This is a genomic window from Microbispora sp. ATCC PTA-5024, from assembly GCF_000511135.2.
GTDB classification, from domain to species: Bacteria; Actinomycetota; Actinomycetes; order Streptosporangiales; family Streptosporangiaceae; genus Microbispora; species Microbispora corallina.
This window is the reverse complement of the sequence record NZ_KI866523.1, coordinates 121,545-143,071: the sequence shown is the minus strand read 5'-3', so window position 1 is coordinate 143,071 and position 21,527 is coordinate 121,545. Positions and strand designations below refer to the sequence as shown.

General features: G+C 68.3%; 21 protein-coding genes, 4 tRNA genes and 2 pseudogenes. 15 read left to right on the top strand and 12 right to left on the bottom strand.

The window, feature by feature from the left end:
- Nucleotides 1-398: 398 nt before the first annotated feature.
- Nucleotides 399-605 (top strand): cold-shock protein, encoded by a 207-nt coding sequence (locus tag MPTA5024_RS13110; RefSeq protein ID WP_036324202.1) that lies wholly within the window; start codon nucleotides 399-401, stop codon nucleotides 603-605.
- A gap of 285 nt (nucleotides 606-890) precedes the next feature.
- Here the strand turns inward: MPTA5024_RS13110 and MPTA5024_RS13105 are convergent, their stop codons facing one another.
- The gene (locus MPTA5024_RS13105; RefSeq protein ID WP_051458407.1) at nucleotides 891-1,151 is read right to left on the bottom strand and encodes a helix-turn-helix domain-containing protein; all 261 of its coding nucleotides are present in this window, start codon (nucleotides 1,149-1,151) and stop codon (nucleotides 891-893) included.
- A 641-nt stretch (nucleotides 1,152-1,792) separates the two neighbouring features.
- Here MPTA5024_RS13105 and MPTA5024_RS44625 point away from each other — a divergent pair.
- The 3 genes and pseudogenes from MPTA5024_RS44625 to MPTA5024_RS13095 form a co-directional block, all read left to right on the top strand.
- Nucleotides 1,793-2,035: pseudogene (locus MPTA5024_RS44625) on the top strand (hypothetical protein); the annotation flags it as partial.
- Between the two features lie 442 nt (nucleotides 2,036-2,477).
- Nucleotides 2,478-2,759 carry a tyrosine-type recombinase/integrase gene (locus tag MPTA5024_RS13100; RefSeq protein ID WP_051458124.1) on the top strand — a complete coding sequence of 94 codons (282 nt, stop codon included), beginning with the start codon at nucleotides 2,478-2,480 and terminating at the stop codon, nucleotides 2,757-2,759.
- Between the two features lie 432 nt (nucleotides 2,760-3,191).
- Nucleotides 3,192-3,719, top strand: a complete 528-nt coding sequence (locus MPTA5024_RS13095) for a GNAT family N-acetyltransferase (RefSeq protein WP_198167141.1) — start codon at nucleotides 3,192-3,194, stop codon at nucleotides 3,717-3,719.
- 861 nt (nucleotides 3,720-4,580) lie between these two features.
- On the opposite strand, the gene MPTA5024_RS13090 is transcribed toward MPTA5024_RS13095, so the two are convergent.
- Nucleotides 4,581-4,652: transfer RNA gene (locus MPTA5024_RS13090), tRNA-Lys, on the bottom strand.
- A 98-nt stretch (nucleotides 4,653-4,750) separates the two neighbouring features.
- The gene (locus MPTA5024_RS13085) at nucleotides 4,751-5,908 is read right to left on the bottom strand and encodes an acyl-CoA dehydrogenase family protein (RefSeq protein ID WP_036324201.1); all 1,158 of its coding nucleotides are present in this window, start codon (nucleotides 5,906-5,908) and stop codon (nucleotides 4,751-4,753) included.
- A gap of 86 nt (nucleotides 5,909-5,994) precedes the next feature.
- Between MPTA5024_RS13085 and MPTA5024_RS39000 the strand changes: the two genes are divergently transcribed.
- Nucleotides 5,995-6,432 (top strand): PspC domain-containing protein, encoded by a 438-nt coding sequence (locus tag MPTA5024_RS39000; RefSeq protein WP_063794686.1) that lies wholly within the window; start codon nucleotides 5,995-5,997, stop codon nucleotides 6,430-6,432.
- Between the two features lies 1 nt (nucleotide 6,433).
- On the opposite strand, the gene MPTA5024_RS13075 is transcribed toward MPTA5024_RS39000, so the two are convergent.
- From MPTA5024_RS13075 to MPTA5024_RS13060, 4 genes are all read right to left on the bottom strand, one after another.
- Nucleotides 6,434-7,729 (bottom strand): MFS transporter, encoded by a 1,296-nt coding sequence (locus tag MPTA5024_RS13075; protein WP_051458122.1) that lies wholly within the window; start codon nucleotides 7,727-7,729, stop codon nucleotides 6,434-6,436.
- Nucleotides 7,730-7,854: 125 nt separating this feature from the next.
- On the bottom strand, nucleotides 7,855-8,196 hold the full coding sequence (locus MPTA5024_RS13070) for a metallopeptidase family protein (RefSeq protein ID WP_036324200.1): 342 nt from the start codon (nucleotides 8,194-8,196) through the stop codon (nucleotides 7,855-7,857).
- A gap of 85 nt (nucleotides 8,197-8,281) precedes the next feature.
- A complete protein-coding gene (locus tag MPTA5024_RS13065; protein WP_084369678.1) occupies nucleotides 8,282-9,193 on the bottom strand; it encodes an ABC transporter permease in 912 nt (303 codons plus the stop codon).
- Nucleotides 9,190-10,122, bottom strand: coding sequence for a daunorubicin resistance protein DrrA family ABC transporter ATP-binding protein (locus MPTA5024_RS13060; RefSeq protein WP_036324199.1), 933 nt, complete (start codon nucleotides 10,120-10,122; stop codon nucleotides 9,190-9,192). Before MPTA5024_RS13060 ends, MPTA5024_RS13065 begins: the two co-directional genes overlap by 4 nt.
- A 67-nt stretch (nucleotides 10,123-10,189) precedes the next feature.
- On the opposite strand from MPTA5024_RS13060, the gene MPTA5024_RS13055 reads away from it, so the two are divergent.
- The 9 genes from MPTA5024_RS13055 to MPTA5024_RS44620 all read left to right on the top strand — a co-directional run bounded on the left by MPTA5024_RS13055 (nucleotide 10,190) and on the right by MPTA5024_RS44620 (nucleotide 15,485).
- Nucleotides 10,190-10,837 (top strand): TetR/AcrR family transcriptional regulator C-terminal domain-containing protein, encoded by a 648-nt coding sequence (locus MPTA5024_RS13055; protein ID WP_036324198.1) that lies wholly within the window; start codon nucleotides 10,190-10,192, stop codon nucleotides 10,835-10,837.
- 107 nt (nucleotides 10,838-10,944) lie between these two features.
- Nucleotides 10,945-12,564, top strand: coding sequence for a metallophosphoesterase family protein (locus MPTA5024_RS13050; protein ID WP_036324196.1), 1,620 nt, complete (start codon nucleotides 10,945-10,947; stop codon nucleotides 12,562-12,564).
- Nucleotides 12,565-12,637: transfer RNA gene (locus MPTA5024_RS13045), tRNA-Glu, on the top strand.
- A 105-nt stretch (nucleotides 12,638-12,742) separates the two neighbouring features.
- A tRNA-Asp gene (locus MPTA5024_RS13040) sits at nucleotides 12,743-12,817 on the top strand.
- A 20-nt stretch (nucleotides 12,818-12,837) separates the two neighbouring features.
- A tRNA-Phe gene (locus tag MPTA5024_RS13035) sits at nucleotides 12,838-12,914 on the top strand.
- Nucleotides 12,915-13,410: 496 nt separating this feature from the next.
- Entirely contained in the window at nucleotides 13,411-14,079 is a 669-nt protein-coding gene (locus tag MPTA5024_RS13030; RefSeq protein ID WP_157099452.1) for a hypothetical protein, read from the top strand.
- Nucleotides 14,079-14,528 carry a hypothetical protein gene (locus MPTA5024_RS40840; protein ID WP_157099451.1) on the top strand — a complete coding sequence of 150 codons (450 nt, stop codon included), beginning with the start codon at nucleotides 14,079-14,081 and terminating at the stop codon, nucleotides 14,526-14,528. Before MPTA5024_RS13030 ends, MPTA5024_RS40840 begins: the two co-directional genes overlap by 1 nt.
- A gap of 62 nt (nucleotides 14,529-14,590) precedes the next feature.
- A complete protein-coding gene (locus MPTA5024_RS13025; RefSeq protein WP_157099450.1) occupies nucleotides 14,591-14,989 on the top strand; it encodes a hypothetical protein in 399 nt (132 codons plus the stop codon).
- A 307-nt stretch (nucleotides 14,990-15,296) separates the two neighbouring features.
- Nucleotides 15,297-15,485: a BBE domain-containing protein gene (locus tag MPTA5024_RS44620; protein WP_084369676.1), complete on the top strand. Its 189-nt coding sequence runs from the start codon at nucleotides 15,297-15,299 to the stop codon at nucleotides 15,483-15,485.
- On the opposite strand, the gene MPTA5024_RS13015 is transcribed toward MPTA5024_RS44620, so the two are convergent.
- From MPTA5024_RS13015 to MPTA5024_RS13010, 4 genes and pseudogenes are all read right to left on the bottom strand, one after another.
- A complete protein-coding gene (locus MPTA5024_RS13015; RefSeq protein WP_036324191.1) occupies nucleotides 15,461-15,811 on the bottom strand; it encodes a VOC family protein in 351 nt (116 codons plus the stop codon). The two genes, MPTA5024_RS44620 and MPTA5024_RS13015, sit on opposite strands and share 25 nt — an antisense overlap.
- The gene (locus MPTA5024_RS44615) at nucleotides 15,808-16,083 is read right to left on the bottom strand and encodes a DUF6349 family protein (RefSeq protein ID WP_442922066.1); all 276 of its coding nucleotides are present in this window, start codon (nucleotides 16,081-16,083) and stop codon (nucleotides 15,808-15,810) included. The genes MPTA5024_RS13015 and MPTA5024_RS44615 overlap by 4 nt, the downstream gene beginning before the upstream one ends.
- Before the next feature lie 203 nt (nucleotides 16,084-16,286).
- A complete protein-coding gene (locus MPTA5024_RS40835) occupies nucleotides 16,287-17,084 on the bottom strand; it encodes a hypothetical protein (protein ID WP_157099449.1) in 798 nt (265 codons plus the stop codon).
- A gap of 272 nt (nucleotides 17,085-17,356) precedes the next feature.
- A pseudogene (locus MPTA5024_RS13010) lies at nucleotides 17,357-17,938 on the bottom strand (transposase family protein); the annotation flags it as partial.
- Nucleotides 17,939-18,202: 264 nt separating this feature from the next.
- Here MPTA5024_RS13010 and MPTA5024_RS13005 point away from each other — a divergent pair.
- A complete protein-coding gene (locus MPTA5024_RS13005) occupies nucleotides 18,203-18,637 on the top strand; it encodes a nitroreductase/quinone reductase family protein (protein WP_036324190.1) in 435 nt (144 codons plus the stop codon).
- A gap of 150 nt (nucleotides 18,638-18,787) precedes the next feature.
- On the opposite strand, the gene MPTA5024_RS13000 is transcribed toward MPTA5024_RS13005, so the two are convergent.
- The gene (locus tag MPTA5024_RS13000) at nucleotides 18,788-21,400 is read right to left on the bottom strand and encodes a metallophosphoesterase (RefSeq protein ID WP_198167139.1); all 2,613 of its coding nucleotides are present in this window, start codon (nucleotides 21,398-21,400) and stop codon (nucleotides 18,788-18,790) included.
- Between the last annotated feature and the right edge of the window lie 127 nt (nucleotides 21,401-21,527).

Genomic DNA, 21,527 nt, shown 5'->3' with positions numbered 1-21,527 from the left:
GGCGCTGGCTACGGCGGGGCGGCCCGAGCCGCCGACGTCCGGGACCGGCCGGAGAGCCGCACGCCCGGACGGCGGCGGGCGTGAAGTCTGCATCACCTGATGGTGGCGGCGCAGCGCCTGCCCGAGGGGCGCTTGGGTGCGGCGTGCTGGTGTGCGGCGGACGGCGCGAGCCGCCGCCCAGCGGCATCCAGGCGGATGGCGGTGGGATATGCGTATCACATGTGCTAGGCTGGACGTAGTTGCAGTTGTGGTACCCATGATGAACTTGTGTGCACCTGACGGTATGTAGCCTCAGGTGCATTTTTGTTTTCCGGTCTTCTCCGGGTGTGGGCCTATCGCGGCAACGCGGGATTCGTGACAGTGCGGATTTCGGCTACGCCTATCAAGAGGAGATCAACATGGCTTCTGGCACCGTGAAGTGGTTCAACGCGGAAAAGGGCTTCGGCTTCATCGAGCAGGACGGCGGCGGCGCCGACGTCTTCGCGCACTACTCGAACATCATCTCTCAGGGCGGCTACCGCGAGCTGCGCGATGGCCAGCGGGTGGCCTTCGATGTCACCCAGGGCCAGAAGGGCCCTCAGGCCGAGAACATCGTTCCCGCCTGACGAAGTAGCGCCACGTAGCAGGGCTCGCACCTTCACCGGTGCGAGCCCTGATACGTTTCCGGCTGCTGCATCGCTGCCGCACGAGAATCGGCGGCACGGGATGTCAATCACAGCCGCACAGCTCCTCAATACCAGTGATCGACAGCGTGTGAAAGGTCATCACGCCTGGTAGGAGGCACGTAGCCGGGAGATGTTGGGCCGGCGACAAAAAGCGCGTCCATGTCGCCAAGCTGCACACCAAGACCCGGTCAGCTTCACGGTGCCCGGGTCTCCTCACCGCCGGTGCTAATGTCCGGCCGGGCGGTCGCGCGCGTTGTTGATGCGCAGCGCCTCGGCGAGCTGGTCTTCCAAGATGATGATCCGGCAGGCGGCTTCCACAGGAGTGCCCTGATTGACGAGTTCCCGGGCGCGCGCGGCCAGCCGCAGCTGGTAGCGGGAGTAGCGGCGGTGGCCGCCGCTGGAGCGTTTCGGCTCGATCAGTTTCGCGGCACCCAGGGCCCGCAGGAACGCGGGACTGACACCGAGCATCTCCGCGGCCGCGCCCATGCTGTAGGCGGGGTAGTCATCATCATCGAACCGGTCTTCGGCGCTGAATCCAGCCCTGGAGCCGGCCGTGTCCGCAGTCTTGCCGTGAGCGAGTGTGTCGTCCTCGGCAGCCGAGCGAGGTTGATCCATAGATTCCTTTCCATCACGCGCACAGGGGGCCCCGGCACCTGTCGCGCCGGGGCCCCGAAGAGTTCAACACCATCTACCGGCCATCTGGCCGGTTCATTGTTTCCGCGTCCGCCGTACTGAGCGGCGGGGGTGCGGGGATCGCGGATGCGTGACCGTAGACCACCTTCCAATCTGTGGAACTGCGGTACCCGAGCGGCGAGACTCAGCCGGCTACGGGCGATCCTGATGGCGTCAACACTCCCTTCATCTCTCTTTCCGGACCACTGTCCGGCTTCACCTGCGGCAGCGCGTCCACGATCAGGGCCCCTGAACACTGCGCTGGCCCGTCACGTCCGACCTTCTGCTGTCAACTTCCAACTTCGTCTTGCTCCGGGCAGTTCATCGTGGTGCCAGTACTTCCGCCGCCCGGCCGAACCGTTCCTTACGATGCGAGAAACAGTAGCCCCAGCGGACACAATTGTCTACTGCGGCGAACATAGATTTTCGGTGTCGGACGCGGCAGGCTTCCGGCGGTGTCGTTGGCGAGCGGGAACGCCGCCAACGCCGACCTCGTTCCTGGCGCCCTCGCCTCCTTCTGCCGAGGGCGGTCCGCCACTACCTTCTGCAGGCCAACCCCATGGACCGGATCGACACCGTCAAGGTGCCCAAGACGCCTCGGCGTCTACCTGACGTACTGGCTCGAACAGGTCGCCAAGCCCAAGGTCCGGCCGTCCACGTACCGGTGGTACGAGAGGTACGTGCGGCTGTACCTGACCCCTGGGCTCGGCAAGAAGCAGCTCAAGAAGCTGAAGGCCCAGGACATCCGGACGTGGCTCGTGAAGGTGTCCAAGGCGTGTCAGTGCTGCCTACAGGGGCACGACGCGAAGCGGCCGAAGCGGCACAAGGACCCGGAGAAGCAGCAGCGGTGCTGCGCTGTCGGGAAGTGCTGCAACAAGGGCCGTCGTCCCGGACGGTGCAGTACCTTCACGCCCTGCTCCGGGCCGCGCTCGCTCAGGCGGTCCGTGAAGATCTGGCGCTTCGCAAGATCGCGACGAATGTCCAACTGGGCACCGTCGAGAGGCCGGAGATCCAGTCCTCTGACGATGCCAAGCAGTTCCTCCGGCAGGCGCGCAAGGGCCGGTTCTACGCGGTGTACGCCGTGGCTCTGGGCGTCGGCCTCCGGCGCGGTGAGGCGCTTGGAACAACCCGCACGGCCTGGTGTTCACCACGCACATCGGGACCGCCGTCGAGCTGGAGAACCTCTACCGGCACTTCCGGGCCGTGTGCGACGCGGCGGGCATCCGGCGGGTACGGCTGCACGACCTCCAGCACACCTGTGCGACGATCCTGCTCGCACAGGGCGTGGACACCCGGACCATCATGGAGATCCTCGGCCACCGCACGATCGTGCTGACCATCAACACCTACGCTCACGTGCTGCCCGAGCACCAGGCGACAGCACTCGACAAGCTGGAAAAGGCGCTCGGGGGACTCGCGTAGGACGTTGCCGTCAACCGTAGCCGTCAACAGCCCTTAACGATCACTCTTGCAGGGCTGTTTTCGCAGGTGGGGCGCCAGGGACTCGAACCCTGAACCGACGGATTAATAGCTCGGCCGATCATGGTTCAGGACAGTTCAGTGCAGGCCAGCTGGCCTGTCCAGTCCATGTTGAACCGCTCCGGACAGGCCCGTACCGCAACCCGAAGTGCAACCCACGGCATTCCGTTGGGCCGGGGCTGAGGGACGAAGTCCCACGAAGTCCCGGCCCGGCGATCGCCCCCAACCACGTACCGCGATCGGCCGCAGCAAGGCGAGCGTAAGGGCCGCGGGAACGAAGGTGGGCTGAGCGAGAGAACAACCGATTTGCGTCCGCCCCGGTCACGGCTAGCGTCTGCGAGCACGCGGAGAGACGACGCCATGGGAGAAGACCACGTGACACATCGAATCAGACTCGCCACGCAGCAAGATGCCCCGGCCCTGGCCAGGGTCCAGAGGACATCATGGCGTGCGGCCTTCCGTGGGCTTCTGTCGGACGATTACCTGGACGGTCTCGACCACGAGACGCTGACGAAGACGTGGGAAAGCTTGCTGACCCGCGGCGGGGGCGCGCGGCAATGCACGTTGCTCGTTGAGCAGACTGACCACGTTGTTGGATACTCGCGCTTCTATCCCACTGACGACGAGGACGACGACTCCGTGCAGGTGGGCATGATCGGCTCGATCTACACGCTCCCCGATGTCTGGGGCACTGGCGTGGGCAAAACACTGATCACCGCTGTCCTCGACGCTATGGGATCGGCTGGATACGCCGAGGCAACCCTTTGGGTTCTGGAAGGGAACACGCGAGCACGCTCCTTCTACGAGCGAAATGGCTGGCGCCACGATGGTGCGCTCGTCGTTGACCGCAGTGAGGTCCTGCCAATCAGGAAGTTGCGCTACCGCAAGGGGCTCAACCGCTGACCGACGCGGTCACACGGCACCTGCTCGTGCGGCGGGCGGCCCGAGCTGCCGGCGGCCGGGACCGGCCCCCAGGCCGCATGCCCGGCCGCCGAGCGGGCGCAGGGCCGCGAGGCGGCGCGGAGCGCCGCCCTTGACGTCGCCAAGGATCGCCGGAACGGTACGCGCTGGTCGGTGGCGCTCGCGCTCGGTCTTCGGCAATGTGAGGCGCTCGGCCTGCGGTGGAAGTACGTGGATCTCAAGCGGGGACAGCTCCGGATCTTCTGGCAGATCAAGCACCAGCGTTATCGGCACGGCTGTGCAGATCCGCACGCCTGCGGGCGCGCTCTCCACCGGTATCCGTGCCCGGCCGACTGCCCCAAGGCGAAGCGAACGTCCGGACGGCGGCACACCTGCGTCAAGCAGCGGTGTCCGGCCTCGTGCAACCGGCACGGCGGCAAGTGCCCGAAGTTCTGCGAACCCGGCTGCACCAAGCACGCGCCCTCATGCCCCTCAACGCGTCGGCGGGTGGACCTTCGTGAAGCCCAAGGGCAAGAGCAGGCGAGTAGTCCCGCTTCCTCCGCCGTTGATCCCGCTCCTGAAGCTGCACCGTGAAGCCCAGGAGGCCGAACGCGCGGCGGCGGGGGAGAGGTGGCAGGACCGAGACCTCGTCTGGTGCGAGCCGGACGGCAGCCCGATCGACTCGCGGCAGGATTGGGAGGAGTGGAAGGCACGTCACCGAGAACCTGGCCGGCGACGCCATGGCGCGGATGGGCCGGGCGCTGTGGGACGAGTGAACCAGCGAGTGCACAACTGCAACCGGAAATGCAACCGGGCAGGCTTCCGAACGAACACGATTCGGGAGTCTGCCCAGCTCATTGAGGGTGGGGCGCCAGGGACTCGAACCCTGAACCGACGGATTAAAAGTCCGCAGCTCTGCCATTGAGCTAGCACCCCTTCAGGGCGATGTCTCGCGGACCACGGCAAGATCTGCGCGACACTTCCCTAGATGCAGGGTACAGAGAGTACCGCCCCCACGGCGACGGGAACGACCGTCAACGGTAGGCGGGCAGGCCCGTGAGGGCCTCGCCCAGCACGAGCGTGTGGATCTCCTGGGTGCCCTCGTATGTGAGAACGGACTCCAGGTTGTTCATATGCCGGATGACCGGATACTCCAGCGTGATCCCGTTGGCGCCGAGCACCGAGCGGGCCTGGCGGGCGATGTCGAGGGCGGCCCGGACGTTGGCCAGCTTGCCGAAGCTGACCTGCCGCGGCGTCAGGCTGCCGGCGTCCTTGAGCCGGGCGAGGTGCAGCGCGGTGAGGCCGGCCTGGCCGAGGGAGACGGCCATCCAGGCCAGTTTCTCCTGCGTGAGCTGGAACGCCCCGATCGGCTTGCCGAACTGGACGCGGGTGGTGGCGTAGTCGACGGCCGCCTCCAGGCAGGCGCGGGCCGCGCCGACGACGCCCCAGACGATGCCGTACCGCGCCTCGGTGAGGCAGGACAGCGGGCCCTTCAGGCCGGTGACGCCGGGCAGGACGGCCGACGCCGGCAGCCGTACGTCGTCGAAGTAGAGCGAGGACGTCACCGAGGCGCGCAGCGACATCTTCCTGTGGATCTCGGGGGCGGAGAACCCGGGGGACGAGGTGGGGACGACGAAGCCGCGGACGCCGCCGTCCGTCTGCGCCCACACGACGGCCACGTCGGCGACCGAGCCGTTGGTGATCCACATCTTGGAGCCGTTGAGGATCCAGTCGCCGGACGGGTCCTGCTTGGCGGTGGTGCGCATGCCGGCCGGGTCGGAGCCGTGGTCGGGCTCGGTCAGGCCGAAGCAGCCGATGGCCTCGCCGGCAGCCAGCCGCGGCAGCCACTCCTGCTTCTGCTCCTCCGACCCGTACTTCCAGATCGGGAACATCGCGAGCGACCCCTGGACCGACACGAACGACCGCAGGCCCGAGTCGCCCGCCTCCAGCTCGCGGCAGGCCACGCCGTACGAGAGGGCGTCGAGCCCGGCGCACCCGTACCCCTCCAGGTGCATCCCGAGGACCCCTAGGGATCCGAGCACCGGGGCGACCTCCCGCGCGGGGAAGGCGCCGCGCTCGAACCAGTCCCCGACGTGGGGAAGCACGTGGTCGGAGACGTAGTCCCTCACGGCGTCCCTGACCATGCGGTGTTCGGTGCCGAGCTGGTCGTCGAGCTGGAGGAGGTCGTCCATGGACGCCAGGGTATCCGGGCCCCCTCGGGGTAGTGCCAGGGGGAATCCCGATGTGCGCGAGGCACCCCGAGAGGCACTGTGGAGGCATGAACGAGATGAACACCAATGGTTCGGGCAAGCAGCTCCAGCGCACCAGGAACGGCAGGATCATCGCGGGCGTGTGCTCGGGCGTCGGGGAGTACATCGGCGTCGACCCCAACATCCTCCGCCTCGCGCTCGCCGTCGCCAGCTTCTTCGGCGGCCTCGGCATCGGCGTCTACGCGGTCGCGTGGCTCCTGCTCCCCGAGGAGGGCCGGCACGGCTCGATCGTGCAGGACCTGATCGACAAGAACAAGGACGGCCACGTCTGGCAGGACGTGAAGTCCAAGTGGGACCAGGCCCAGAGCGGCTGGAACCAGGCCCCGCGGGCTCCCGAGGCCCCGCAGCCCACGCACCAGGGCAGCGGCTACGAGCAGCACCCGTACGGCCGGCCCTCGGCCCCCGGCCCCGACGCCACCCGCCCCGAGGACGGCCCGCAGGCCTGACTCAGGTGGCGGGGGCCCGGACCGTGGAAATGATCTCCGTACGAGATTCGGTCCAGAGCATGGCGAGCACGGCCGCGACGGAGAGCCCGGCGGCTCCGGCCAGTGCCACGACAGGCTCTGGACCGAGCCGCTGGGCCGCGGCGCCCCCGATGAGGATCCCCACCCCCTGGGCGGCCAGCAGCCCCGACTGCACGAGCCCGAACGCCTGGGCGCGGCCCGCCGGCGGGACGCACTGGACGAAGGCCGCGTTCGCGGCGAGCTGGTAGGCCCCGCCGACTCCGGACAGCACCCACAGCGCCAGCACCCACTCCAGGGGCGGCCGCATGGCGCACAGGACGAGGGGCGCGCAGGTCAGCATGGCCAGCCACCCCATGACCCGCAGGCGGCACGACGGCGTGACGAACCGCCCGAACGCGAACGCCCCGACGACGGTCCCCAGCGGCATCGCCGCCATGAGCAGCCCCGTGATCGCCGGCACCGAGAGGTCGCCCCGGTAGAGCGTCGCGGCGTACGGCACCGCGATCCCCTCGGGCAGCACGTAGAAGCCGCAGAGCCAGGCGAACAGGACGAGCGTGCGCAGCCGCCGCTCGCCGAAGACGAGCCGGGCGCCGGCCGCGGTCATCGTCCACATGGACGGCCGTCCCCCCTCGCCCCTGTGTGGCGCCGGACGTCGCCGCACCCCGGCCACGATCACCAGGGCCGACGCCAGGAACGTGGCGCAGTCGAGAGCCAGGGCGCGGTACGGCCCCAGGACGGCGATGGAGGCCCCTCCGGCGGCGAACCCGAGCATCTGGACGGCCTGGTTCGTGACGTTCTGCAGGGCGGAGCCCACGACGTACCGGTCGCCCTCCAGCACCTCGGGCAGCAGCGCCGCGCGGGCGGCGGTGAACGGCGCGCCGAGCAGCACGACGAGGAAGACCAGCGCGCACAGGGCGGCGAACGGCATGCCGGGCACGGCCATCGCGCCGAGCGCCAGGGCGCGCAGCAGGTCGCAGGAGAGCATGACCCGGCGGCGCGGGTGGCGGTCGGCCAGCCCGGCCAGCAGCGGGCCCCCGATGATGGGTGGCAGGTAGGTCAGGGCGTACACGGCGGCCGTGGCGAGCGGCGAGCCGGTGCGGGAGTAGACGAGGACGGCGAGCGCCACCTGGGCGAGCTGGTCGCCGAGCAGCGACATGCCCTGCCCGAGCCACAGGGCGCGGAACTCCCTGACCGCGACGACCTCGCGGTAGGTGATGCGCGTCTCGGGAGGACGGCGGTGCCTTCCTGATAGCCTGCCGGGCTGCTTGGTGGCCGCCAAATGTCACTCCGCTGACGTGCTCCGCTGGTGGGGTCGCGCCGGCCCGCGGCAACGGTTCGCCTGACGGGCCGTGGTCAACATGTTACTTACAGTGCCCGCTGTGGGGACCGTTTGCAACCCCACGATTACCAGCCGAGTTCGTGCAGCCTCTCGTCGTCGATCCCGAAGTGGTGCGCGATCTCGTGGACGACGGTGACGCGCACCTCCTCCACCACGTCGTCCTCGGTCTCGCAGATCTCCAGGGTCGGGTTGCGGTAGATCTCGATGCGGTCGGGGAGCACGCCGGAGTACCAGTCGCCGCGCTCGGTCAGCGGGATGCCGGTGTAGAGCCCGAGGAGCCCGGGCTCGGGCGGGTCGTCCACGACCACCACCACGACGTTGTCCATGACCCTGGCCAGATCCGGCGGGATCGTGTCCAGCGCCTCGGCCACGAGCTCCTCGAACCTCTTCAGCGGGACGTCGATCACACCGCCATCGTGTCACCGCCGCCCCGGTCCCCGCGAGACCGCCGCGTGCGCCCGTCCCCGAGGCCGCCGCCGGCGGCGCGTCGGGTCAGCGGGACGTCGCGGTCCGGTAGCGGCGTACGGCGAGCGGCACGAACACCGCGATGATCAGCAACGACCAGGCGAGCGTCGCGGCCACCGGGTGGCGCAGCGGCCAGGAGTCCGCGGCCGACCCCGGGTTGCCGAACAGCGTCCGCCCGGCCGAGACCACCGCGCTCATGGGGTTCCAGTCGGCGACGGCCCGCAGCCAGCGCGGCAGCCCCTCCAGTGGCACGAACGCGTTGGCCAGGAACGTCATCGGGAGCACCCAGCCGAACGTGGCCGCGTCCGCCTGCGCGCCGTTCTTCACGAACAGCCCGATGTACGTGCCGACCCAGATCATCGCGTACCCGAACAGCGCGAACAGCGCGAAGCCCTCGATCGTCGCGAGGAGGCCGCCGTGCGGGCGCCAGCCGGCCAGCAGGACGCCGCACAGCGCCATGGAGCCGAGCGACATCACCCCGCGGGACACGTCGGCGACGGTCCGCCCGGCGAGGACGGCGCTGCGCGCGATGGGCTGGGCGCGGAAGCGGTCGATGACGCCCTGGGCCATGTCCTCGGCCACCGCCGTCGCCGACGCCACCGTGCCCAGGGCCATGACCTGCATGAAGATGCCGGGCATCAGGTAGTTCCGGTAGTCGCCCCCGCCGGGCAGCGTGATCGCGCTGCCGAAGACGTACCCGAACAGAACGGTCATGATGACGGGGAAGATCAGCGCGCCCGCGATCTCGCCGGGCTGCGCGCGCAGGCGGGCGTAGCTGCGGCCCGCGATGACGAGCGTGTCGCCGAGACCCCACCGCAGCCGTTCCAGCGGCGTCGACGGCGGCTCGAGCCGGAGGGCCGCCACACCGGCGGCGCCCCGGCCTGGGGTGTTCAGGCTGCTGGTGTCCGGGCGGGTGGTGTTGGGGCCGGTGGTGCTCATGCCGCCTTCGCCCCCGTCAGCCGCAGGAACACCTCGTCGAGCGTGGGCCGGCGCAGGCCGAGGTCGTCGACCGCGATCCCGGCCGCGTCCAGGGCCGCGGCGACCTTGATCAGCGACGTCGCGCCGTCCTCGACCTGGACCGCCAGCCGCCGCTCGCCGCGGTCGATCTCGGGCTCGCCCGGCAGGACTCCCCGGACGATTTGTTCCCCCTCGGCGAGGTCGCCCGCCTCGCGGAAGGCCACGCTCACACGGTCGCCCCCGGCCTTCGCCTTGAGCTGGGACGGCGAGCCGGACGCGGCCACCCGTCCGGTGTCCAGAACTACGATCTGGTCGGCCAGGTGGTCGGCCTCGTCGAGGTACTGGGTCGTCAGCAGCAGCGTCGTCCCCTCCGCGACCAGCTCGCGCAGCATGTCCCACAGCCCCAGGCGGCTGCGCGGGTCGAGTCCCGCGGTCGGCTCGTCGAGGAAGAGCACCCGCGGCGCCACGATCAGGCTGGCGGCCACGTCGAGCCGGCGTCGCATGCCGCCCGAGTACGTCCGCACCGGCCGGTCGCCCGCCTCCGCCAGGCCGAACCGCTCGAGCAGCTCCCCGGCCCGCAGGCGAGCCGAACGCCGGGGCAGGTGGTAGAGCCGGCCGAACATCTCCAGGTTGCGGCGGCCGGTGAGCAGCTCGTCCAGCGCCGCGTGCTGCCCGGCCAGGCCGATGCGGTACCGCAGGCGGTCGGCCTCGCGGACCACGTCGCACCCGGCCACCTGGGCCGACCCGCCGTCCGGCGGCAGCAGCGTCGTGAGGATGCGGACCATCGTCGTCTTCCCGGCGCCGTTCGGGCCGAGCAGGCCGCAGACGGCGCCGGCGGGCACGTCGAGGCCGACGCCGCGCAGGGCCTCGGTCTCGCCGTACCGCTTCCTGATCCCTTCGGCGTGGATCATCCCTCTCCTTAACGTCGTTAAATTTAACAGCGTTAAGCATGCATTGAACGTTGTTAAGCTGTCAAGCGTGCGACTCGAACGCGACCGGATCGTCAGTACCGCGCTGAGGCTCCTCGACGAGGTGGGGCTGGAGAAGCTGACCCTGCGCCGGCTCGCGGCCGAACTGGGCGTCCAGGCCCCGGCCCTCTACTGGCACTTCAGGAACAAGCAGGAGCTTCTCGACGCGATGTCCGAGGCCATCGCGCTGGGCGCGGCCCCCGTGCTGCGGCCGCTCGGCGAGGGGGAGTCGTGGGAGACCTGGCTGGCGGACTGGGTGCGGGGCCGGCGCCGGACCTTCAACTCCCACCGTGACGGCGCACGGCTCACCGCGGGCACTCACCCCGGCCAGGGGACCCTGGCCACGGTCGAGCTCATCCTGGAGTCCCTCGTACGCGTCGGGTTCACCCGTACGGACGCGATGACCGGGCTCGGGACCCTCGCGAGTTTCCTGGGCGGCTTCGTGCTTGAGGAGCAGGCGGACAGGGAACGTGGGGTCAGTGGTCCAGAGCAGTTCGAGGAGGCGGTCGACGAACTCGACGCATACCCTCTCCTGCGCGCCGTCCTGGAGGACCAGGGCGGCCCGCAGAGCGACGCCTCCTTCGAGGGCGGTGTCGCGCTGATCCTCGCCGGCATGCGAGCCCGCCTCGCCGAGACGGCGGGCCGGGCCGGGCCGTAGGGCGCTGCCCCGAGCCTCGCCCAGGGGCGTCGCGGAGCGTCTCCCGCCGGTGATCGCGGGCGGAGGCGGTGCGCGGGCGGCGGGGAAGTGGGGTAGGCAGGAGGGGCATGGAGATCTCGCGCTTGACGACGTTCGCCCGGCGGGTCGTGCACGGCCGGGCGGCTCGTGTCCTCGCCGTCGCCGTGGCCGCCGTGCTCGGCGGCTGGCTCGGGATCGCGTTCGGCGCGTCGGTCGACACGGCGGTCGGGCCCGCCGACATCGGGATGTCCCTCCAGCCGTCCCTGGGCGGTGAGACCGTCATCGACGTGCGGCCGCTCGGGACCCTCGACTTCGACAGCCACAACGGGCCGGTGCGGCTCAACCTCACCCTCGAGGCCGTCCATCCCGACGCCGCCGAGGAGATTCTCAAGAACCCCCGCTGGGCCGACCGCCTTCCCACGACCATCGAGGGCGACGTGCTCGACGGGCTGCGGCGGCTCGCCATCCGCGCGGTCGTCTGCGCGGTGATCGCCGGCTTCGTCACGGGTCTCGTCGTCTTCCGGCGGATCTCCTCGGCCGCCTGGACCGGCCTGGGGTCCTTCCTCATGGTGGCGGCCATCGGGGCGGCGTCGGCCCTCACCTTCAACCCCCGTTCGATGTCCGAGCCCCGCTACACGGGCCTGCTGACCGGTGTCCCGTCCCTCGTGGGCAGCGCCGAGTCGATCGTGAACAGGTTCTCCGAGTACCGCGGCCAGCTCGCCAAGCTGGTGACCAACGTCTCCCAGCTGTACGAGGCCGGCTCGACGCTGCCCGTCTTCGACCCCGACCCGGACACCGTCCGCGTCCTCCATGTGTCCGACCTGCACATCAACCCGGTCGGCTGGAACGTCATCAGGTCGCTGAAGGACCAGTTCAAGGTCGACATGATCATCGACACCGGGGACATCAGCGACCACGGCACCAGCGCGGAGAACACGTACGTGGAGGAGATCGGCCGCCTCGGCGTGCCGTACGTCTTCGTGCGCGGCAACCACGACTCCATGACCACCCAGCGCGCGGTGGCGCGGCAGAAGCACACCATCGTCCTGGACGGCACCGCGGCGACCGTGAAGGGCCTGACGATCTACGGCATCGGGGACCCCCGCTTCACGCCTGACAAGACGGTCCAGGAGCCGAACGACGAGGCGCAGTCGCTGCTGGACCTCGGCCGTTTCAACGCCCAGCGGATCGTGCCCCGCGGCTGGCCCCGCGCGGCCTCCACGTCCGCCCCCGACAAGATCCCCACGGACATCGTGGCCGTCCACGATCCCACCGTGGGACGCGGCCTGTCCGGGTACGCGCCCCTCGTGCTGGCCGGCCACGTCCACGCCCGCTCGACCGAACTGCTGCCGACGGGCACCCGTCTCATGATCCAGGGCTCGACCGGAGGGGCGGGCCTGCGCGGCCTGGAGCACGACCAGCCCACGCCGCTCACCGCCTCCGTCCTGTACTTCAGCAAGAGCACACACCGTCTCCAGGCCTGGGACGACATCACCGTGGGCGGCCTCGGCGAGCAGTGGATCCAGTGCAAGCGACATATCGAGCCGGACCCGGGTCGTAGAATCTCTCCCGGGTCGCAGGGCGTTCCCTCTCCGAGCGGAACGATCAGCGGCTCCCCGTCGCCAACCGCTTTGGCATCGGGGGCGAACGTCCCCTATGCTTCAGGGGTCTCCGACGGAAGGCGTCACGGAACAGGGCACCGTCCCTGAGCCCCCATCGTCTAGCGGCCTAGGACACCGCCCTTTCAAGGCGGCGGCACGGGTTCGAATCCCGTTGGGGGCACACGGAACGCCTGGCGTGCCGGGAAGCGGAGAGGTCGAAGACCTCCCGGGAACTGGTAGGCTAAGCGAGCCGAACAACACGGAAGCGAAAGCTTCCGGACATAAAGGTCCTGTAGAGCAGTTTGGAGTGCTCGCCACCCTGTCAAGGTGGAGGTCGCGGGTTCAAGTCCCGTCAGGACCGCGTACGGCGGCAGCCGCCGAGGTCAGGTAGCTCAGTTGGTACGAGCGTCCGCCTGAAAAGCGGAAGGTCGGCAGTTCGACCCTGCCCCTGACCACCACCCTTGAACAGCCCAAACGCCCCGAGCGATCCCGCTCCGGGGCGTTTTTGATCTCCAGTGACAGCAACGCTGACAGCAACAAGCATCGTCCTCTTCCAGCAAGGGATTGTCGTTCAACAGCCCTAATGGCGGATGAGCGCCAGATCCGGGCGTCGACGCCTGTCCGCAGACGTCCGAGGTCAGACGTTGATTCGTTTGTGATCGCGTCTATGTATCACTGTTTGCTGTGGCACATTCGTGGGCGAGGCTCTCGCGTTGGAGGCGCATCCGTAGATGGACAGGCATCGCCGTGGTCTTCGTGGGTCTGGCCGCCTGTCAGGGGGCGTTCGGGCGCAATATCCAGGCGGTCACATACGGCGAGCCCACATCGTGCCCCAGCGGCCTATTCGAGCCCGGGCCCGCGGCCGAAACGGTGATCGATTGCGTGGGGTGGACACTGCACGTGCCATTCGGCACGGATATCGAGCTCAGTACGGCCGCCAGCCATGCTCGCTCTATGTCGATGTACGACACCGGCCTTATACCCATCGAGATCACCCCGGACGGACACCGCGTCGCCTACTTGGACGTGAGGGAGCTCCGCTACCTCGCCAAGGATCTCCGCTCCGGCTTCACCCGCCCGATCACACCACGCCTCACCCCTGAGGAGATCGTCGCGATCACCTCGGTGGCCAGTTCCGCCGACAGCCGCCACTTCGCCGTGTCCACCAGGGAGAACCGTCGGACATTCGTCACGGACTTCGAGACGGGCCGGACGAGGACACTCAACCAGGTGTGCTGGGCCTACGGGCTGACCGGCGACAGCCTGATGGGCAGCGCGGGCTGCGATGGTCAGGACGTCTCGATCGACGCCATCCGCTTCGACGGCACGGCGACTCGCTTCCGGTCGGAGGAGGAGCGCCCCTGTGATATGTCCGCAGATCTTCGGTGGTACATCGACTTCGGGAAGCCGACTTCGGTGTACGAGACCGCAACCGGGCGGCGGGTGCGGGTCCTGCCCTCTGAGCTCAGCGAATTCCAGTGGGCGGGCGCCGACATCCTGGTCGCACGAGACGCGGATATCCAGGACGGGGACGACTACATAGCTATCGACGCCAGAACGGGCGAGCTCATCTCGATTGGCATCCCATACTCCGACTCAATCGTCTTCGGGAAGGTCCGTTGATGTCGGACTGGTACGAGCAGCTCCGCCGTACGGCGTCGCTGTTGGGCGGACGCACGCCGTATGCCCGGCGCATGGCGGAGAAGGCACTGCGCGACAGGGCAGGCACGAAGGACGCCTTCTTCTCGCTCTATCGGTCCTATCTCAGCTGCTTCCGCGTCTGGCCCGATCCGGGCTGGGGGAAGGAACTCTCCAATTTGCAGCGTGCCGTCCTGGTTGCGTTGCATCATGACGGCTGGACCGAGCAGGAGACCGCCTATTTGTGTGGGCGAAGTAGAAGAGCCGTGCGGCGGGCGGGCGAGAAAGGGCTTCGTGCTCTGGGCACCGATGGCACGGCTCTCGCCGGCACGCTACGGGCAACGACGGAGGATCTTCCTGCGGTCGCCGAGCGGGAGCCCGGGCGGAATCCCGCCGGGTGTGTTGCAGCGTCTACCTGGGCGCGTATGCCTTGAGCCCCGCCCAGCCCGCGCCGAAGTACAGTGTGATCAAGAATCTCCGGACGGAGAGAGCCGCCATGAGGCTTTCCGGGCAGGAGGGCGGGAAGGTCGCGCTGGCGGGAGCGGGCATCCTGGTCGCCGTCGGCCTGTCCTGGGGCGGGATCGTCGCCTCCGACGCCCGGGCCGGGGGACATGGACCTGATGTCACCATCGTGAAGCAGACACGGAGTGTCGAGGGACCGGGCCTCCTGAGTACGAATGTGGTCTGCGAGAAGGGCAGGCGCGCCATCGGCGGCGGCCACGCCTTCCGCGGCGCTCACGATCCGCGCTCGCCCGTGGCCTTCCCTGTCAGCGCCCCCGGCAGCGCGAGCGACGCCCCCGGCGCGGTCCAGGACGCCTGGGACTTCGTTGTGGTGAACCCAACGCGGCAGAAGATCGACGTCGAGGTGTACGCGATCTGCGCTCCGGCCGACTGACCGACGGAGGCTGGATTGGGTCGCACCTCAAGTTCACCGGTTCGTCCGCAAAGGGGTGATCTTGCAGTGGGTGATCTCCACCTGGTCGCCCGGCCGACGACCTTGTTGAGGATGCCGCCGGTGTCGAGGCATTCGGCGATGGACAGCCCGGTGTAGTTACCACCGTGCCACATCATGTGCTCGCCGATCCGGCCCTTCCACCCGCGGCTAAGGTCGTTTCCTTGACCTCGACGACCGCGCCGATGGGGATCTTCCGCCCCCGGTACGACGGGGCGAAGCCGGGGATGGAGTCGTACCACCCGACGCGGTGGCTGGCGGCGGCGTTGATCGAGCGGATGTGCGGATCAAGCGGGAGTGGGATCCGGACAACCTCTTCCGGCTGAACCAGAACGTCCCCCGGCCGTCGCCGGCTGAGCCGTCCCGCGTCCGTTCGCCGACATCGGCGACGGATCGGGTGAATGCGATCGCACGTCAGAGATCGTGGGCGGTGGGGTGACGCGGCTCGTACAGCCCGAGCTCGCCGCCGCCGGGCAGCCTGACCGCGGACAGCAGGCCCCAGCCCTGGTCGGAAACCGGCCGGGCGAGCCGGACGCCCTTGTCCGCGAGCTCCGCCTCGGTGCTCTTGATGTCGTCGCACATCAGGTAGATCTCGTGGTGCCCCGGACCGTCGGTCGGGTGGACGGCGGCCTCGCCGGGCGGCGTCTTGAAGATGAGCCAGCCGTCGCCCGCGTCGACCCACGGGAATCCGAGCACGTTCCGGAGGAAGTCGCGATCCGCTTCCGCGTCACGGCTGTAGACGATCATGTGCACGCCATTGATCACGGTCTCAGCTTATGCCGCCGCTTCCGGGGGGAACGGCCTGCTCCGGGCAAAAAAGACGGCCCGCCCCGCCTGCCGGGCAGGCTCCAGCGCACAGGTGGACAATTCCAGCCGGGCCATACGTGGTCGTGCGCGTCCTCGACGGCTTCGGTCTCCCTGGACCGGTCGGGGCCCTCCCATTCGCAGCCCAGGCAGGCGCCGCGCTTGATGCTGAGACCGCCGCCGACGCCGAGGAACAGCAGGGCCGGCCGGTGGTCAGGCGCGGTGGACTCCAGCCAAGCCGTGTGGCCGGTGCCCGGGCTGGTTGAGCATGACGCACCACACGCCGACGCTCTCGCTGGCCGGGACCTGCTGCCACGCCCGGTGCCTTGCGACGGCGCCCCGCGGTTCCTTCACGTTCACGCCGGCTCCCACAGCACCGCGGGGTGCCCTCGTTCACGGTGAGGCGACGCGGGCGAGGCCTCCTCGACTCCGGGCATCAAGGTGAGGATGTCGGCGTGGAAGTCTCTTCTGGAGGACAAGGCCCGGTCGCAATTGTGTATCCGCCATACGTCCTGGCGAGCTCCTCTCGGGCTTCCGATTCACTGCGAGCGGTTACAAAGGTGTGGATCTTGCCGCCAGGGCCAGTCAAGCAGAACTCGAATTGCTTGTAAGGCTCCGGGCTCTGAGAGGGCTCGATCGGTGGAATTGTCGTTGGCGAGGAACCGCCGTACCATGGCCGGTCGTTCGGAGGAGGGTCGATATTCTGGCCCGTACAGGTTCGATACACGTTGTACTCGTACTTCGGAAGTGGGCCACCGAAGTCAACGACATACGAGCTTGACTGTAGTTTTTGCCCACCAAAGTTCGTCGCCCGTGCACAAACCGACGTGCGTACAATGCAGCTCGGTTTGTTGACTGCGAGAAACGGCGCAACGGATTCCTTCGATACCTTGCTGGATGCATAGCGAGTTTGATAACCCTTTGTGCCGCTGACGCCGCGATCCGGGAACTCGACGAGTACGACTTCATTGAAAAGGATCGTAGGCGGCTCATCAGCACAGACGAGCTCGCCATGACCGATCATCTCAATGTTCTTCAGCCCTTCAGGATCTAGACCAACGGCCGTAAAAAGTTGCGCGTCGCCGCGGCCAACCATGTACTTCTCCGGACGGCTGCGGTGCGATAGTTCCCCCGTCTGCTCCCCACTGGCCAGACGGTTCACCACAAAAACTTGGATAGGAGCAGTCGTGTCGGCGACCGGAATCGTGATCTCTCCGGACGTTCCTGCGAACACGGCTCCTAGCGAGGCGAGGATGTCGCCAAGTCCGCCGGTTGTGTCGTCATGGGGCGCGCAAGCCGTGCACCACACAAAGAGGATGAGGGTCACTATAGCTAATCGGGGTCGCAAGACGGCTCGCATGTATCAACTACCTCCCTGATCAGGCAGTCGTCAGCCTCACGGGCGAGATCCCCCGCTCTCTTCCCTCGCCATTTGACCATCTACCTCAATGGGTAGCATGTCCATACTTCGGCTATGGGCCGATCGTCCACTGAGCCATTTTCATCTGACCATCGGTCGTCTTCGACGGCTTGCAGGACGAGGATGGCCTGCACGATCGGGGTGGCGCGGTGAGGGCAGCAGCGGAGCTTTGACAGCAGCTTCCACGCTTTCAGGGTCGCGACGGCGCGTTCGCCGAGGGCTCGGATGCGCGCGTGTGCTCGGTTGACGTCCTTCTGCCCACGTGACAGCCGCGGGCGGTGCCGGTGACGCTTGAATGGCGTATCATGCCTCCCGCGCCTTGGTAGCCCTTGTCGGCGAAGGTCATCACGCCGTTGGCGGTCAGAGCATCGATCAGGCCCACGATGCGAGCTGCGGTCAGGTCGTGCACGGCCCCGGGCAGAGCCGGAGAGGCCCAGACCAGGCGGCCGGCGGGATCGGCGACGACCTGGACGTTCATCCCGTGGTGCTCGTGCTTGCCGGAGTAGTAGGGCTTCTGGTCGGCGATGCGGTCGATCGCGATGAGCGTGCCGTCGAGGATGGCGTAGGCCAGCCTGGCGGCTCGCAGCGCGGCGGCCTGCACATCGTCGGCCAGGGCGGCGATGCAGGTCGACCGACTCGCGCACGTATCGCCAGGCGGTGGTGGTCCCGAAACGCCCCGAGTGATCACGCTCCGGGGCGTTTTTGATTTCCAGCGACAGCAACGCTGACAGCATGCAGTCGTTGGTAGCCCGACGACCCTCCAGACGCGGCGCGCCGGCGAAGACGGGCGTGCGGCGGCGCGCCAGAGTCGTCCGCTATCGAGATCGGCGCACAAATCGGAGAGCACTGCTCTTGACGGTGAGCGGATCGCCAAGCATGCTTGTCCTCAAGCGAGAGCAATGCTCTCGGAACCCTCCGCTGAGGAGCCGGCGATGACCCGCTATATCGAACCGACCCGCATGGATCACCTGTTCAACCGTACGGTCGCGGGCCTGACCCGGCTCGGGATCAGCCTCTGGGGCTCCCGGATCCTGTATGTCCGCGGCCGGTCCAGTGGCGAATGGCGCACCACGCCCGTGAACATGCTGACCCTGAACGGCTCCCGCTACCTGGTCGCACCCCGAGGCACCACCCAGTGGGTCCGCAACCTGCGCGTCGCTGGAAACGGCGAGCTGCACGTGGGCCGCCGGATCGAGACGTTCACCGCCACCGAACTGTCCGACGACGAGAAGCCGGCCGTTCTCCAGGCGTACCTGAAGCGCTGGGGCTGGGAGGTCGGGAGGTTCTTCGAGGGAGTCAACGCGAACGCGTCCGAGGAACAGATAAAGGCGATCGCTCCGGGCTTTCCCGTCTTCCGGATCAACTAGAGGTCGTGTCGAAGCGGAAGGCCAGACCACGCCACCCCTACCAGAACCGCCGTTCTGTCTGCGGTGGGGTGCGTCGCGTACGAACAGGCCCGGTCGTGATGACCGGGCCTGTTCGCGATGGGTTCGTCAGCCGTTACCGCGCCTGGGGGTTCATTGCTTGGCGAGGAACTCCTCGATCGCCGTCTTGACCTCTCTGCCGGTGGCGTGGCCGGCCACGATCCGCATCACCTGGCCCTGCATGGTGTCCTTGCCGTATCGGCCGTACGTGTCCGCGATCACGAGGTCGAGCCAGGGACGGGCGATGGGAGCCGGCTTGCCCTGGTGCGGTGCGGCGAGGACTGCCGTGATCGCCTCCACGATTCGCCCTTGCGCGGCCGCGGCACTTTCCTGCAGGGATCCGCGCTGATCCTCGGGCAGCCGATCGATGATCGCCCTCGCCTCGGCCAGGTCGGCGATGGCGTCATCGACGGCGGCCTGGTCGGTGAGGTCGCGGGCGGTGATCCCCGCGAGCAGGTCGTGCGCCTGGACGATCGCCCTGACAACGTCGAGCCGCTGGGTCAGCCAGTCGGCGTCGGCGCCGGCGGGGAGCTTGGCGATGGCGGCCTCGGCGGCCCGGATCGTCTCGGCCGACGGGTGGGCCTCCGCGGCGGCGACCGCTTCCCGGGCGGCCGTGAGGTCCTGAGCCGCCACGATGGCCTTCACCGCGGTGAGCCGCCGGGTCAGCGCGTCGGCGTCGGGACCGGCGGGGAGTTTGGCGATGGCGGCCTCGGCGACCTGGATCGTCTCGGCCGACGGGTGGGCCTCCGCGGCGGCGACGGCGTTCACCGCGTCCTCGAGCGCCTCGTCCTCGCCCCCGGCGATGTCGACGCCCATCGACCCGATGATGATGGGCAGATTGTTGGCGGCGACGATCCGCATGTCGGCGTTGCCGTTCTGGCGATTGCGGAACATCACCTGCGGCATGCCGAGCGTCGCGGTCTGCCAGGTGTTCACCTGGGCGGCGGTGATGGTCACCCGGGCAGTGCTCTGGTAGGCCGACCCGGTGGCCGCGGAGTCGTACTGAAGGACGAACGAGCCGGATACGGGAGACCGGTACTCGATGGTCGCCGTGCCGTCGTACGGCCCGCCCTGGATGAACTTGTCGTCGACCACAAGGTAGAGGTTGTTGCCGGTGTTGAAGGTGTTCTTGTCCACCTGCAGCGCCCGGCGGCCGTCGACGGTGATCTCGTGGGCCGGGCCGCTCTCGTAGGGCATCCAGTTCAGCCCGTCGGGGTCGCCGGAGAAGTCCATCGACACGTGGGTCGCGGTCGGCTTGGGCGGAGCGACGTCGATCCTCACCCCGGAGACGGCGAGCGGAAGGTTGGCCGGCGCCGACAGACGCATGTCGGCGCTGCCGTTCTCCCGGTTGGTGAACCGGATGTCGGGGATGTCGATCGACGCCGTCTGCCACTGGTTCACCTGGTCGGCGCCGATCGTCACCGACGTCGACTTCTGGTACGCGGAGCCGCTCGTCGCGGAGTCGTACTGGAGAGCGAACGTGCCCGGGACGGGAGAGCGGTAGGTGAAGGTGGCCTTGACCGCGTACGGTCCGCCGGAGATCGCGTCGTCGTCGACGAACATGTACAGCTGGTTGGCTCCACCGAAGGAGTTCTTCTGCAGCTGGATCGCCTTGCGGCCGTCGACCGTGGTCTCCTCGATGGGGCCGTCGTCGTAGTTCTTGTACGTCAGGCCGTCGGTCGTGCCGGCCGCGAGGTCGAACGAGACGCTGTACTTGTTGGGGGTCGGGCTCTGCCCGGGATCCGGGTTCGGGTCGACCCAGTCGGAGCGCTCGGCCACGTACGCCTTGCCCTGGGCGTCCTTCTTGAGGATGAAGTAGTAGTCGACCTTGTTGGGCAGCGTGACGAACTCGGCCTTCAGGGAGTCCTTCGTGACGGTCAGCCGCATCGCGCCGAATTCCGTGGCCTCGCGGTAGACACTGCCCGGAGCGGTGCTGAACAGGGGCGTGAGGCCCTCGCCGCCGTTACCGGTGATCGCGATGTTGTAGCCGTCGGAGGTGACGACGTGCTCGGCGTGGTGATCGTGGCCGGCCAGGATCAGATCGACGCCCGGCGTCATCAACCACGCTTTGTCCGGATTGTTGCCCGCCTTGCCGGAGGAGTAGATGGGCTGGTGGCCGCCGGAGAGAACCCATGCGGCGGTGCTGTCGTCGACCGTGCTCTTGTACTGGTTGTAGATGGGCGGCTTCGCAGTACCCGAGGCCGACTGGCAGTTGACGTCGGGGTTGAGGAAGTCCACCAGCCCGTTGCCGAACCCGGCCACGAAGGCCACCGGGACCTTGAAGTAGTCCACACTGGGCTTGACGCTCTCGGGGTTGCAGCCGTTGCCGTAGTCGTGGTTGCCCATGATGGGGAAGAACTTGCCCGCGTCGATGTCGGCCTTGTAGGGCGCCTGCGCTTTGACGACCTCCTCGGGGCGACCCTGCTGATAGGTGTTGTCCCCGACGGTCAGGATGGCGGCCGGGTTCCAGGAGTGGACCATGTCGGCCACCTGGTTCTCCGAGGCACAGCCCCGGTCCACACCGCAGCCGCCGTAGTCGCCGATCACGGCGAGGACCAGCTGATCCTGTGGCGGCTTGGCGGGGTCCGCCGGCGGGGTGATCCGCTCGAGCTCGTCTCCTGTCGCCTGGGCCGACTGGGCCACCTGGGCCGCCCGAGGCGCTGCCTGAGCCACCTGGGGGATGACCGCGGTGATCGCCGCAGCCACCCCCACAAGTGTCAACACTGCTCTCTTCGTGAACGACACGTATCCACCTTTTTGGGTACCGCGCGGCAATAATCGGGCAGGACACTAGATCACGTGTCGGACGGGAGGGTGAATAAGTAACGAATGG